Origin of the sequence: Falsibacillus pallidus (assembly GCF_050990905.1) — a bacterium.
Lineage (GTDB): Bacteria > Bacillota > Bacilli > Bacillales > DSM-25281 > Falsibacillus > Falsibacillus pallidus_A.
On the sequence record NZ_CP158866.1, the window covers coordinates 1,707,240 to 1,719,943 of the forward strand.

Annotated in this window: 14 protein-coding genes and 1 other annotated feature; of the genes, 11 read left to right on the top strand and 3 right to left on the bottom strand. The window is 40.6% G+C overall.

What is annotated here, in order from left to right:
• Positions 1–198 precede the first annotated feature (198 nt).
• From ABTV07_RS08965 to ABTV07_RS08980, 4 genes are all read left to right on the top strand, one after another.
• Positions 199–1,140 carry an MBL fold metallo-hydrolase gene (locus ABTV07_RS08965; RefSeq protein WP_433750212.1) on the top strand — a complete coding sequence of 314 codons (942 nt, stop codon included), beginning with the start codon at positions 199–201 and terminating at the stop codon, positions 1,138–1,140.
• On the top strand, positions 1,137–1,277 hold the full coding sequence (locus tag ABTV07_RS08970) for a hypothetical protein (protein ID WP_433750215.1): 141 nt from the start codon (positions 1,137–1,139) through the stop codon (positions 1,275–1,277). Before ABTV07_RS08965 ends, ABTV07_RS08970 begins: the two co-directional genes overlap by 4 nt.
• 46 nt (positions 1,278–1,323) lie before the next feature.
• Positions 1,324–2,133, top strand: coding sequence for a methyl-accepting chemotaxis protein (locus tag ABTV07_RS08975; RefSeq protein WP_433750218.1), 810 nt, complete (start codon positions 1,324–1,326; stop codon positions 2,131–2,133).
• Positions 2,134–2,196: 63 nt separating this feature from the next.
• Entirely contained in the window at positions 2,197–2,694 is a 498-nt protein-coding gene (locus tag ABTV07_RS08980) for an N-acetyltransferase family protein (RefSeq protein ID WP_433750221.1), read from the top strand.
• 57 nt (positions 2,695–2,751) lie between these two features.
• Here the strand turns inward: ABTV07_RS08980 and ABTV07_RS08985 are convergent, their stop codons facing one another.
• Positions 2,752–3,312: a GNAT family N-acetyltransferase gene (locus tag ABTV07_RS08985; protein ID WP_433750223.1), complete on the bottom strand. Its 561-nt coding sequence runs from the start codon at positions 3,310–3,312 to the stop codon at positions 2,752–2,754.
• A 107-nt stretch (positions 3,313–3,419) separates the two neighbouring features.
• Positions 3,420–3,641: a binding site (T-box leader), on the top strand.
• 40 nt (positions 3,642–3,681) lie between these two features.
• Here ABTV07_RS08985 and tyrS point away from each other — a divergent pair.
• Genes tyrS through ABTV07_RS09000 form a run of 3 tightly spaced genes read left to right on the top strand, consistent with a single transcriptional unit; the run spans position 3,682 to position 6,256 of the window.
• The gene (gene tyrS, locus ABTV07_RS08990; RefSeq protein ID WP_433750226.1) at positions 3,682–4,935 is read left to right on the top strand and encodes a tyrosine--tRNA ligase; all 1,254 of its coding nucleotides are present in this window, start codon (positions 3,682–3,684) and stop codon (positions 4,933–4,935) included.
• Positions 4,936–4,961: 26 nt separating this feature from the next.
• The gene (locus ABTV07_RS08995; protein WP_433750229.1) at positions 4,962–5,504 is read left to right on the top strand and encodes a histidine phosphatase family protein; all 543 of its coding nucleotides are present in this window, start codon (positions 4,962–4,964) and stop codon (positions 5,502–5,504) included.
• 44 nt (positions 5,505–5,548) lie between these two features.
• Positions 5,549–6,256, top strand: a complete 708-nt coding sequence (locus tag ABTV07_RS09000; RefSeq protein WP_433750232.1) for a nucleotidyltransferase domain-containing protein — start codon at positions 5,549–5,551, stop codon at positions 6,254–6,256.
• A gap of 168 nt (positions 6,257–6,424) precedes the next feature.
• Here ABTV07_RS09000 and ABTV07_RS09005 read toward each other — a convergent pair whose 3' ends face one another.
• Both ABTV07_RS09005 and ABTV07_RS09010 read right to left on the bottom strand, forming a co-directional pair.
• Positions 6,425–6,622: a twin-arginine translocase TatA/TatE family subunit gene (locus ABTV07_RS09005; RefSeq protein ID WP_114744323.1), complete on the bottom strand. Its 198-nt coding sequence runs from the start codon at positions 6,620–6,622 to the stop codon at positions 6,425–6,427.
• A 145-nt stretch (positions 6,623–6,767) separates the two neighbouring features.
• Positions 6,768–7,385 (bottom strand): VanZ family protein, encoded by a 618-nt coding sequence (locus ABTV07_RS09010; protein WP_433750235.1) that lies wholly within the window; start codon positions 7,383–7,385, stop codon positions 6,768–6,770.
• Positions 7,386–7,707: 322 nt separating this feature from the next.
• On the opposite strand from ABTV07_RS09010, the gene ABTV07_RS09015 reads away from it, so the two are divergent.
• From ABTV07_RS09015 to ABTV07_RS09030, 4 genes are all read left to right on the top strand, one after another.
• Positions 7,708–8,991 carry an ABC transporter substrate-binding protein gene (locus ABTV07_RS09015; RefSeq protein WP_433750237.1) on the top strand — a complete coding sequence of 428 codons (1,284 nt, stop codon included), beginning with the start codon at positions 7,708–7,710 and terminating at the stop codon, positions 8,989–8,991.
• 133 nt (positions 8,992–9,124) lie between these two features.
• Positions 9,125–9,985, top strand: coding sequence for a carbohydrate ABC transporter permease (locus ABTV07_RS09020; RefSeq protein ID WP_433750240.1), 861 nt, complete (start codon positions 9,125–9,127; stop codon positions 9,983–9,985).
• Complete coding sequence (locus tag ABTV07_RS09025) at positions 9,985–10,800, top strand: carbohydrate ABC transporter permease (protein ID WP_433750243.1); 816 nt, start codon at positions 9,985–9,987, stop codon at positions 10,798–10,800. The genes ABTV07_RS09020 and ABTV07_RS09025 overlap by 1 nt, the downstream gene beginning before the upstream one ends.
• Positions 10,801–10,848: 48 nt before the next feature.
• The gene (locus tag ABTV07_RS09030; protein ID WP_433750246.1) at positions 10,849–12,513 is read left to right on the top strand and encodes a glycoside hydrolase family 13 protein; all 1,665 of its coding nucleotides are present in this window, start codon (positions 10,849–10,851) and stop codon (positions 12,511–12,513) included.
• Positions 12,514–12,704 lie beyond the last annotated feature (191 nt).

The window sequence follows — 12,704 nt, forward strand, 5'->3', positions numbered from 1 at the left end:
GGCAGAAGTAGAAAGAATTTTTTATATTGCATCTCCGGTACTCCTTTTTGCAAATTGGAAATTAATGAGCTATTGGTACACTTTAACATAATTTTCCTTGGATTTATAGGGGAGAGGAGGAATCGATGAGCTTTGAGCGTATTTAGTAAAGGAAGAGAGTAAGGGTATCACTAGGAAGTTTAAAGGGGCGATTGGTAAATGGAATTCTTTTCGAAGCACTTTGAATTGAATAAAATTAATGAGGGCATCTTTGCCGCTATAGCGAAAGACGGAGGTGGAGCTGTCGGAAATGCCGGTTTTGTTGATTTAGGTAATAAAACCATCATTTTTGACACATTCAATACACAGCAGGCTGCAGAAGATTTAATAGCAGCTGCCGAGAAATTCACAGGCAGAAAACCTTCTTGGGTAATCAATAGTCATTGGCATGGTGACCATATTCGGGGGAATCAGGTATTCAAAGAGGCAGAAATTGTTTCTACTCACAGGACATTTGAACAAATGAAAAAGGTACATCCAGACCGTATAAAGAATCAAAAAGACGGAATGGATGAGCTCTCAGAATACATAAAAACATTGCTGGAAAATCATTGCTCAATTGACAATCCTAACGAAAAAAACAATATGGACAAGAAAATTTCCTTCTTAAAGGAAATTGAATCATCTTTACCTGGTTTAAAACTTACTCTTCCAACATGTACCTTTAAGGCTGAATTTGAAATTATCGGACAAAAAAGAAGAGCGAAATTGATTTGCTTTGGACCAGGACATTCGATATGCGACAGTATTCTGTATCTGCCTGATGACCATACAGTTTTTATGGGGGATCTGCTTTTTGTTGAAACACATCCTTCATTATTTGAAGAGTCAAATTTGGAAAATTGGATAAAAAGTCTTGAATCAGTGCTACAGTTTAATATTCAATTAGCGGTACCTGGACATGGACAAGTGGGAGCAGCAGAACATTTGGGTATTTTAAAGAACTATTTAAAAAGATTTGTTTTGATGAAGCAAGAAGATACCTATTCGGATGAAATACCCTATGAATATTTACAGTGGTCAAATGGGGAGTTGTATCAGCAAAATATAAAAATGATTTCGAAAAATGCTTTACAGAAGAAAGAGGAGGCTAGGAAATGAATCTACACTTTGAAGATGTAACAGAGAAAAATTTCACTGGTGAAGTGGAAGAGGGGCATCACCCGGAACCGGTGTGGACAGCCATAAACAAATGCACAATAAAATTTATCATAGGAATGAAGGTGGAAACTATTTAAAATGTTTGAAATTATCCGATAAAAATGTATGAGAGAGGATGATTTCATGACGTCAAAATTAGATAGCATCATAGAATCTTTAAATGTATTTCAAAACACATTTGTTGAAGACGTGTGCATAGTTGTAGCTGATACAGAAAATATAAGAGCAGTCTTGCCTGGTGATAAAGTAAAGATACCATTCAAGGCGGGGCAATCTGTAGAATTGTTTAAAGGCACCGTTTCCGAAATTGCGTTAAGGACCGGAAAGCGCCAAATGGAAGAACGGGGTCCGGAATTATTAGGGTTTTCATATGTTACAAAGGCAGAACCTGTATTTGAAGGTGGAAAAGTTATCGGTGTGGTGGGGGTCATTTCCAGTTTGGAGAAATATGAGAATTTGAGGAATGAAGCCCTGTCAATCTCTGAAACGGTCATACATATGAGCAATGCAACCGGTGAAGTATCCGATGCCTCTAATGAAGTTGCTGCTTCCATCCAAAACTTGAGTGAAGAGTCTTCCAAGATGTTAGAAAGCATTCAAAACATACAGGGCATACTCCAGTTCGTCCATGAAATAGCAACACAATCAAATCTTTTAGGAATCAATGCTGCAATTGAGGCTGCCCGCGCAGGACAGCATGGAAGAGGATTTGGAGTCGTGGCTGGAGAGATAAGGAAAATGGCGGTGAAATCAAAAGAATCCGCAGAAACCATCAGGTTGCAGCTTCAAGACATTCAAAAGGTGATCGAGAACATGAATTCATCCATTCATCAGATTGCAGCATCAACGGAAGAAACATCTGCAGGAATGGAAGAACTCCATGCATCGTTTAATCACCTGTCGGAATCGGCGGCTCGTATCCGATCATATTAAGTAGGGAAGATTGGGCAGCCAATCTTCTTTTCATTTGAAGACTTTAAAAAGGAGATATGCTCTTTGATCAGACAAGCAACTGTAAGGGATGCTGGGAACTTAGCTGCATTAATGATGAGAGTCGACGGACAATCTGATTTTATGATGTTTGAGGCTGGGGAAAGGACACTGACAGCAGAACAGCTGGAAAAGAGAATTATTTCTGTTGAAAAACAATCTAATTTGCTCATCTTGATAGCTGAAGAAAAAGAGGATTTGATCGGCTACATGTTTGCCATTGGGGGAACTGCCAACAAAAATAGACATTCCGCTTACTTAGTGATTGGAATTGATGAGGCATTTACAGGAAAAGGCCTAGGGACAGAGTTTTTCGCTGAGATGGAAAAGTGGGCACGGAGCAAGGGGCTGCATCGCCTTGAATTGACTGTGGTATCAGAGAATGGACGGGCAGTCGCACTATATAAGAAAATGGGGTTTAAAGTTGAAGGGACAAAGAAGGATTCTTTATTCATTAACGGAACATTTGTTAATGAATACTATATGGGGAAACTATTAAACTAGCAAAAAGCACATTCTGCATTTGACATTTGTCAAAAACGGCAGAATGTGCTTTTTAATTTAATATACTTTTGCGAAAATGCATGTATCCCGGAGAGTTTGCTCATCAATGGAGAGGCTGTCATTCTTTAAGATTCCTTCCAGCTCGAAGCCTAGCCTCTCCGGAATGGCCCTGCTTCTTACATTATTGGAATCACAGCGAATTTCAATTCGTTTTGCTTTTAATTCCCTCCTTGCAAAATCGGTGATGCCTTCGACTGCTTCTGTCATGTAGCCTTTGCCGCTGAATCGGCTATCAATCCAGTAGCCGATTTCAAATTTGGGGATCTCCCAATTGATACGGTGCAGACCGGAGGAAGCAATAAATTCTCCTGTTTCTTTTAGAAATACTAATAGACGGAGATCTTTCCTTGCTAAAAATTCCGCATGTGATGATCTGATATTTGCTTCGACATCCTCAATGGACTGCTCTTTATTGGCAAATGCCATCCAAGGCTTCAATTCCTTAAGTGAAGCCATTATTGCCTCATGCACTACTTTTCCGTCGCCCGGCAGCGGGTATCTGATCAATAACCGGTCTGTAGTAAATTCAAAAGGGAAGTCAATAAGGATAGGGTTCATCTTTTTCACTCCAAAATTTTATGTAATGACTTTTATTGTACATATATTTAGAAAATTTTTCTTGTTTTTTACAAAACATTCGGATAAAATGTTCATAATTTCATTATCATGATGTAGCGAAAGAAGTCAGTAGCCAATTATTTCCCTGGCATAGAGAGCCGATGGATGGTGGAAATCGGAGCAAAAATAATGGTGAATTACCTTCTGGAACATTCTTGGTGAATTGATCAGTAGCCAAGTACGGCAGGACCGTTATCCCTTTTGAGCGGAAAAAGATGATTCTTTTTCAACAAGGGTGGTACCGCGTGAAGAATGACCACGTCCCTTATATAGGGGCGTTTTTTTTATGGAAAAAAGGAGGAATGAAAGATGGGGAATATCATTGATACACTTAACAAAAATCAGATGGAAGAGCTGGAGAGGCAATATGCCATCTATAGCAGCGGCGTATCTGAAATCATCCCTGCAGCAGAGTTGAAAGAGAAAATTGCCAAGTCCATCGCTTCAGGAATTCCAATGAAAATCAAACTCGGGCTGGATCCATCTGCACCTGACGTCCATATCGGCCATACTGTGGTCTTGAATAAATTAAAACAGTTTCAGGAAAACGGGCACATCATCCAGCTCATCATTGGAGACTTCACGGGAAAGATCGGTGATCCTACCGGGAAATCTACGGCAAGGAAGCAGCTGACAAATGAAGAAGTGAAGCATAATGCACAGACCTATTTTGAACAGTTTGGCAAAGTCCTGGATATGAGTAAAGTAGAACTGCACTATAATTCAAAATGGCTTTCCAGACTGAATTTTGAGGACGTGATTCATTTAGCTGGAAGCGTCACAGTGGCAAGGCTGCTCGAGCGCAATGATTTTTCAAACAGGCTTGAAGAAGGAAAGCCGATTTCCCTGCACGAATTCTTCTACCCGCTTATGCAGGGGTATGATTCTGTCATGCTTGAAAGTGATGTGGAACTTGGCGGGACGGATCAGCATTTCAATGTGCTGATGGGCCGCCAGCTGCAGGAGCATTTTGGGAAAGAGAAACAAGTAGTCATCTTATTGCCGCTTTTAGAAGGACTTGATGGTGTGGAAAAAATGTCTAAATCTAAACATAATTACATTGGCATTGATGACGCTCCAAATGATATGTACGGAAAAACAATGTCCATTCCGGATGAATTGATGACGAAATACTTCGACCTGGCAACGGACTTGACGCTGGAAGAAAAACATCGTATTAAGGCAGAGCTATCGGAAGGAAATCTCCATCCTCGTGATGCCAAGATGTTATTAAGCCGTACATTTGTGCGGATGTACCATGGAGAAGAGGCTGCTGCTGCCGCTGAAAAGCATTTTAAGACAGTCTTTCAAAAAGGGTCTCTTCCTGATGAAATCCCACTTGTTGTCTGGACAGGGCCAAAGGAACTGCTGCTAATTGATTTACTAGTTGAACTTAATTTGCTCCCTTCCAAAAGTGAAGCAAGAAGAATGATCGCTGGCGGCGGGGTTAAAGTCAATGGAGAAAAAGTACAGGAAATAAAAACAAACTTAGAGATTAAGGAAGGTACGATACTGCAGGCAGGAAAGAGGAAGTTTGTTCAGTTGACTTTCATGGATGAGTGAATGTCCGGACAAAGGGGAGATGTGTGGTGAAAGTAGGGTTAGTGAGGCATTTTAAGGTACTCAAGGAGTTTCCAAAAGAACGAATGATTTCTCAAGAAAATGTCATGAAATGGTTTGATGAGTACGATTATGCCGACGTAGAACCAGCAGAAGTAGATTTAGGAGGGATCCATTGGCATACATGCTATACGAGTGATCTTCCAAGAGCGGTGACAACTTCTGAAAGAATATTTAAAGGGGAAGTCATCCAACTTTCTGAATTGAGGGAGATCAAGATGTATCCCATTTTCAAACCATCACGAAAACTCCCTTTCTTGGCATGGGCAGCTATCATCAGGCTAGCATGGGCAGCTAATCACAAATCCCAGCTGGAGAAAAAAGAAGACATCATTGAGCGAATCAATAATGTTCTTGATCGACTATTGAATAATTCAGAAGAGAACGTTTTGATTGTCGGTCATGGTGCACTTATGATTTACATGCATCAGGAAATTTTAAAAAGAGGATTTAAGGGTCCGAAAATCAGACATCCGCGCAATGGGGAATTGTATTTATATGAAAAGAAGTGAAATTTTTTAGATTCCGTAATAAAGCGTAAATCGAGGGGAAAGAGATGAAAGCAATGGCAGCGCTTGAAACAGCCAAAAAATTTATAGAAGTTCAATTTCCTGATTGTGATGCAGCCCTACTCGCAGGAAGCGTTACACGAGGAGAAGAAACGGCTACTTCAGATTTGGATATCATCATTTTTAAAGGAGAACTATCGTCCGCTTATCGAGAATCCCTGTTTTTCGACGAGTGGCCAATAGAGGTTTTCGTCCATTCTTTTACAAGCTTTCAATCGTTTTTCAAGAGCGATCGGGAACGAGGACGGCCATCACTCCAAAAGATGATTTCCGAAGGAATCGTCTTGAGAGACCATGAGAAATTGAATTCTATCAAGAACGAAGCTTCAAAACAATTAGAGGCAGGTCCCGGGAAGTGGGACGACAAGACCATTCAATTAAAAAGATACTTTCTTTCGGATGTACTCGAAGATTTTATTGGCTGCCAAAATCGATCTGAAGGAATTTTTATCGCGGGCAGGCTTGCAGAGCTTCTGCACGAATTCATTTTACGGACACATAATCAATGGACAGGGGAGTCCAAATGGATATACAGGGCATTGAGGAATTTTGATGAAGAGCTTGCTGGTGTATTTGCCAAGGCATTCGATGATTATTACACATTAGGGAACAAATCAGGCGTTGTGAAATTAACTGATAAAGTGCTGGCGCCATTCGGCGGGAGGCTATTTGAAGGATTTTCTGTCGGGAAATAGAAAAGCGGAAGCCGGCTTACTTAAAGGCGTAGAGACTGGAGCGCAGTACCACGAGATAACACGCTGTATGCACATCTGCACTGCTAGTTAAATATCCGACTCGTCGTTTTTGGTGAATTTTAAGTAATAAAAAAAGAGCTGATCCCTTCAGCTCTTTTACTTTGATCATTATTTATCTAAATCAATTTTAGCTTCTGTTTTTTCTTCTTTTTTGGCTGGTTCATCCATGTCCATGATTCCTTGAGTGGCTTTCTTGAATTCATGAAGGGTTTTACCGGCTGCCTTACCGATTTCAGGCAAATTCTTAGGGCCAAAGACAACAAGTGCTGCTGCACCAATCAATACTAAACCTGCTGGTCCTACCATAGTGTCATCTCCTTAATGGATATCAGGCCGTGCATTCTTCCGAAGAAAAATGCCTGTCCTCATTTCTATTCCATATTATAGTCCTTTCTACGAAGATAATCCAATTAATTTTTGATGATAAATAAGAAAAAAGGCAGCCAATCAATTACTCTGGCGGCCTTGTTGTTTTAGATTTGATTCTGATGACTTTATGGAATAGGGGATAAAGAGCATATCCAATTACGACCCCACTCATATTCAAGATCACATCATCAATGTCGAGGCTCCCCCTTTTGGTTAGGTGCTGGAGGATTTCAATCATGGAGATGCAAAGAAGCGGGTAAAAGATAAGGCTGAAAATGGAAATACCTAATCTCTTCCTTAATTCCAAAAGGAAAAACCCATATGGAATGAATAATACGACGTTTGCTGTTAAATTATAGAATTCAACAAGAAGCGGGACCCTGCCGGACATGAAAAATCTCACCGTATTGAAAGGAGTCATGTTCCAGTTGTCATAGTTCTGGTTTTCAGGACGGATGAAAAGGAGTACAAGCAGACACGCTGTATAGACCATCATGATGGAAAAGAATAAGGGATATGGCGCAATCACTGTTTGATCTCTGGCAGCAAGGATAATAAACGCCGTACAAAATGTTGTCACAGCCCAGATCACCACAAAGGCAAGGGGATGTATATATGAAAAGAGATGATGGATCATCGGGAGTGAAAGGAAAAATATAAGTTGTGAAATGATGATAGATAACAGGAGTGATTTTTTCATCGGGACACCCTAATCGCTTTTTTTCACTATTATATCATGGGAATTAGAGAGTATTCCTATGTATCTTTAAGGAAAGTCATAAGAAAAAATTTTTAATGATTACTATTGTACAAGGTAAATAGTTTGTGATATAGTAAATTCGTCAAGTGAGTGCAAACGGTTTCACAAAATAAGACAAGAAGCGACACTCCTACATAATACTGTGTTTTATAACTATATGTTGAAAACACTTATTAGAAGGATTCCTATTCTGGCATAATTTTCTTTGCGTTTTTGTGCAAACGGTTTCCTAACTTAAAAAGTTTAAATGGAGGAATCACCAATGAGAGGTAAAAAATTAGCAACTTTGATTTTTTCACTAATTTTGCTTCTAAGCGTTGCTTTGGCTGGATGCTCGTCCAATGGCGGCAGCAAGGATGAAGTGACAATCGATGTTTTCCAATTCAAAGTGGAATTCAAAAAGCAATTTGAAGATTTAGTGAAAAAGTATGAAAAAGAACATCCAGGCGTAAAAATCAACATCACAACTGTCGGCGGCGGCCAAGACTATGGTGTGGCGCTTAAATCAAAATTTGCTTCTGGCAAGCAGCCAGCAATCTTCAATGTGGGCGGACCTCAGGACGTTGCAGATTGGGAAGCGAAACTAGCTGACCTTTCTGATACAAAAGCAGCTAAAAACGCTCTTGATGGAACACTTGAAGGCGTTAAGAAAGATAAACAGGTTCTAGGCGTTCCTTATAACCAAGAAGGATACGGCTTGATCTACAATAAAGAAATCTTTGAAAAAGCTGGCATCAAGCCTGAAGAAATCAAAGACTTCAACAGCCTTCAAGCAGCAGTTGAAAAATTGGATTCCAAAAAAGATGAACTTGGAATCAAAGCAGTATTTGCACTTCCAGGAAAAGAAACTTGGGTAACTGGTCTTCATTTATCCAACGCGTTCATCGCTCCTGAGTTCGACAACAACGTTTTGAATGCATTCAATGCGAAGAAAGTTGACTTCAAATACGGCGATGCAATGAAAAACTTCTTAGATCTTCAAAATAAATATTCTGTACAGCCAACTGTCAGCCTTGACTACTCTCAACAAGTTGAAGAGTTGTTCTCAACTGGCAAAGTGGCTATCATCGAGCAAGGAAACTGGGTATACAGCTCAATCGCTGGAATCGACCAAGATCTTGCTGACAACAAAGTCGGACTTCTTCCAATCCCTGTTCAAGGGTATAAAGAAAATGCAGTTCCTGTAGGAATTCCAATGTACTGGGCTGTCAACAAGACTCTTGATAAAAAAGTCGTTGCAGAATCCAAGAAATTCTTGGATTGGCTGTACACTTCTGATGAAGGTAAAAAAGCAGTTCTTGAAGACTTCAAATTCATCCCTGCTTATCAAGGCTACGATCTAGACAAGATTTCTGATCCAATTTCAAAAGAAATCTACAAATATGCTCAAGACGGCAATACAATCGGCTGGGTATTCATGGGCTATCCAAGTGGATGGGGCCAAGATAAACTTGGTGCAGATATTCAAAAATACCTAAGCGGCAAAGCAAGCTGGGATGAAGTAGTAACAGATTCTCAAAAAGCTTGGGAAGACGCTAGAAAATAATAGTTCCTTGAATAATTGATTGACGCAAAGTAGCAGATGAGCAACTCCCTGCTACTTTGTTTTGCTAATGGGTGATTCCTTAAACATAACTATCATGATACATCAAAATTCTTAAAGGTTTGGAGGACTAAACATGCGTACTCGTGATTTATCATACTGGCTGTTCTTGGCGCCGGTCCTGATCGCTTTGACGCTGGTTGTCGTGATTCCTCTCTTCTTCGGAGTCTATTACTCTTTCACAGATTGGAACGGAATAACAAGCGGGGAATTCGTCGGTTTTAAAAACTATCTGGATTTATTCCATGATGCTGACTTTTTAGCTTCCCTTTGGTTTACAGTCAAATTCTCAGTGGTATCCATCATTCTTATTAATATAATCGGGTTGGGGCTAGCCCTGATCGTTACATCTAAAATCAAAACAAGCAAGTTTTTAAGAACGATTTTCTTTATGCCGAATCTTATCGGCGGTTTGATCCTCGGCTTCATCTGGCAGTTCATCTTCTTGAAAGTGTTCTCCGGACTTGGAGACCTCCTTGGAATCGAAGGACTTCAAGGCTGGCTGTCAACGACTCAGACTGGATTCTGGGGATTGGTCATCTTGATGAGCTGGCAGATGTCAGGCTATATCATGGTCATTTATATCGCTTATTTGGAAGGGCTTCCTGCTGAATTAATTGAAGCTGCAGAAATTGATGGAGCAAATGCATTCCAGCGTTTCCGCTATATCATTTTCCCATTGGTCGCGCCGGCATTCACAGTCAGCATGTTCTTGACTCTATCCAACTCATTTAAGCTGTATGACCAAAACTTGTCATTGACTGGCGGGGGGCCATTCAAATCCACTCAGATGGTGGCGATGGAAATCTTCCAGACAGCATTTGGCGAGAACAAAATGGCTTACGCACAAGCGCAGGCAGTCATTTTCTTTGTAATCGTAGCAATCATTTCTTTAACACAAGTTTACTTCAATAAGAAAAGGGAGGTGGAGATGTAATGGCCAAACGGAAGTTTTTTATCGTAGAAATCATCGGCGTCATCCTTGGGCTGTTATGGCTTTCACCTTTCTACTTAATGCTTGTCAACTCCTTGAAAACAAAAAAGGAAATTTTCACAGATGTTCTTCGTTTGCCTGAAAGCTTCAACATGGACAACTATATCGAAGCATTCACTCAGCTCGAGTTCATCAAAACGTTTTTCAACTCCCTGTTGATCACTGTCATCAGTGTGGGAATCATCATTATTTTCTCGTCCATGGCAGCGTATGCCTTGTCAAGGAACAAAGGGAAAGTCAGTGGCATCTTGTTCTTCATTTTTGTTGCAGCAATGCTGATTCCATTCCAATCGGTCATGATTCCGCTTGTCACGCTATTCGGCAAGTTCCAAATGCTGAACCGTGCAGGATTGATCTTCATGTACCTTGGATTCGGTAGCAGTTTATCCATCTTCCTTTACCACGGGACATTGAATGGAATTCCAAAGTCTATGGATGAAGCGGCAAAAATGGACGGATGCAATAAATTCCAGACTTTCTGGTATATCATCTTCCCAATGTTGAAGCCAATTACCGTTACAGTTGGGATCTTGAATACCATCTGGATCTGGAATGACTACTTGCTTCCATCTTTGGTCATCAATCAGGAAGGGATGCAAACGATCCCGCTCCGAATGTTCTTCTTCTTCGGAGAATATACGAAGCAATGGCACTTGGCTCTTGCAGGTTTGACGATTGCAATCATCCCTGTCATCATCGGTTATTTCTTTGCCCAAAGACAAATTATCAAAGGGATTTCAGACGGCGCAGTAAAATAATCGTTCATACAGTTGCATGAAAACGCCTAAAGAGAGAGAGGAACGGAAATGAAAAAACAATGGTGGAAAGAAGCGGTGGCCTATCAGGTCTATCCCCGCAGTTTTATGGATTCGAATGGAGATGGAATCGGCGATTTGCAAGGGATGATCTCCAAACTTGATTATATTAAGGAATTGGGCATCGATGTCATCTGGATCTGCCCGATGTATAAATCCCCGAATGATGACAATGGATATGACATCAGCGACTATCAGGACATCATGACCGATTTTGGAAACATGGCTGATTTTGATCAGCTGATGGAAGAAGTCCATAAACGTGGAATGAAACTGATCATCGACCTCGTCATCAACCATACGAGTGATGAGCATCCATGGTTCATTGAATCCCGCTCTTCCAAGGAAAGTCCGAAGCGCGACTGGTATATTTGGCGCGATGGGAAAGACGGAAAAGAGCCAAACAACTGGGAAAGCATCTTCAGTGGATCTGCGTGGGAATATGATGAAAAGACCGAACAATATTATCTGCATATTTTCTCCCGTAAACAGCCGGATCTGAACTGGGAGAACCCAGAAGTGCGCCGTTCCCTTTACGATATGATCAACTGGTGGCTTGATAAGGGAATCGATGGATTCCGTGTCGATGCAATCAGCCATATCAAAAAAGAGGATGGGCTAAAAGATATGCCGAATGAAGAGGGCTTGAAATATGTTTCCTCATTCGATAAGCATATGAACGTAGATGGCATTCAGCCTTTCTTGCAGGAATTGAAGGATGAAACCTTCTCTAAATATGAGATCATGACAGTAGGGGAAGCGAACGGCGTAAGCGTCGATGATATCGATCTTTGGGTCGATGAAAAGAAAGGCAAGTTCAATATGATTTTCCAATTTGAACATCTAAGCCTTTGGGACGCTGAAAAGAAGAAAGAGCTTGATATCGTAGAGTTAAAAGAAGTCCTATCCAAATGGCAAAAAGCTCTGGAAGGCTCAGGCTGGAACGCGTTGTTCATTGAAAACCATGACAAAGCCCGTGTCGTATCCACTTGGGGAAATGACAAAGAATACTGGCGTGAGAGTGCTACTGCGTTTGCGGCTATGTATTTCTTGATGCAAGGGACACCATTCATTTATCAAGGGCAGGAGCTTGGTATGACGAATGTCAAATTCGAAACCATTGAGGAATATGATGACGTTTCCTTCAAAAATATGTATAAGTTTAAACGGGAAGAGGGCGTTGCTCACGAAGAGATCATGGAAATCATTTGGGCAACCTCAAGGGACAATTCCAGGACGCCGATGCAGTGGTCTGACGAAGAAAACGCAGGATTCACAACTGGCAAGCCTTGGATTGGGGTCAATCCGAACTATGTGGAAATCAATGTAGAGAAGCAGGAGAAGAATCCAAACTCTGTATTGAATTTCTATAAAAAATTGATTTCATTGAAAAAATCTGACGAAATCTTCACTTATGGAACTTATGATTTGCTTCTTCCGGAAGATAAACAAATTTATGCGTACACACGCACGCTGGAAAACGATAAAGTCGTCATTGTAACGAACTTAAGCGATAAACCAGCATCAGATGTTGAGTTGGGCTTCGAAGTCTCCAGTGAAAACTTGATGCTTGCAAACCTTGACGTACAGAGTCATGAAGCGGCAGCAGTACTAGACTTGAAACCATATGAAGCGAGAGTCTATCGTGTGAAATAATAACAAAAAAATTCCAGCCTTTATTAAGGGGCTGGAATTTTTTGTTTTAGCTATGCTGTTTTCGAAAAATTTGTTGTTAAAATCTTACTGCCGATTTTAACGGGAAATTAGCTGTTTGGCGCGCTGAATTGAAATATCCAGGCTCTTTTCGGATAAATTAGCTATTTTGGTTACAAAAATGATCCTACTTT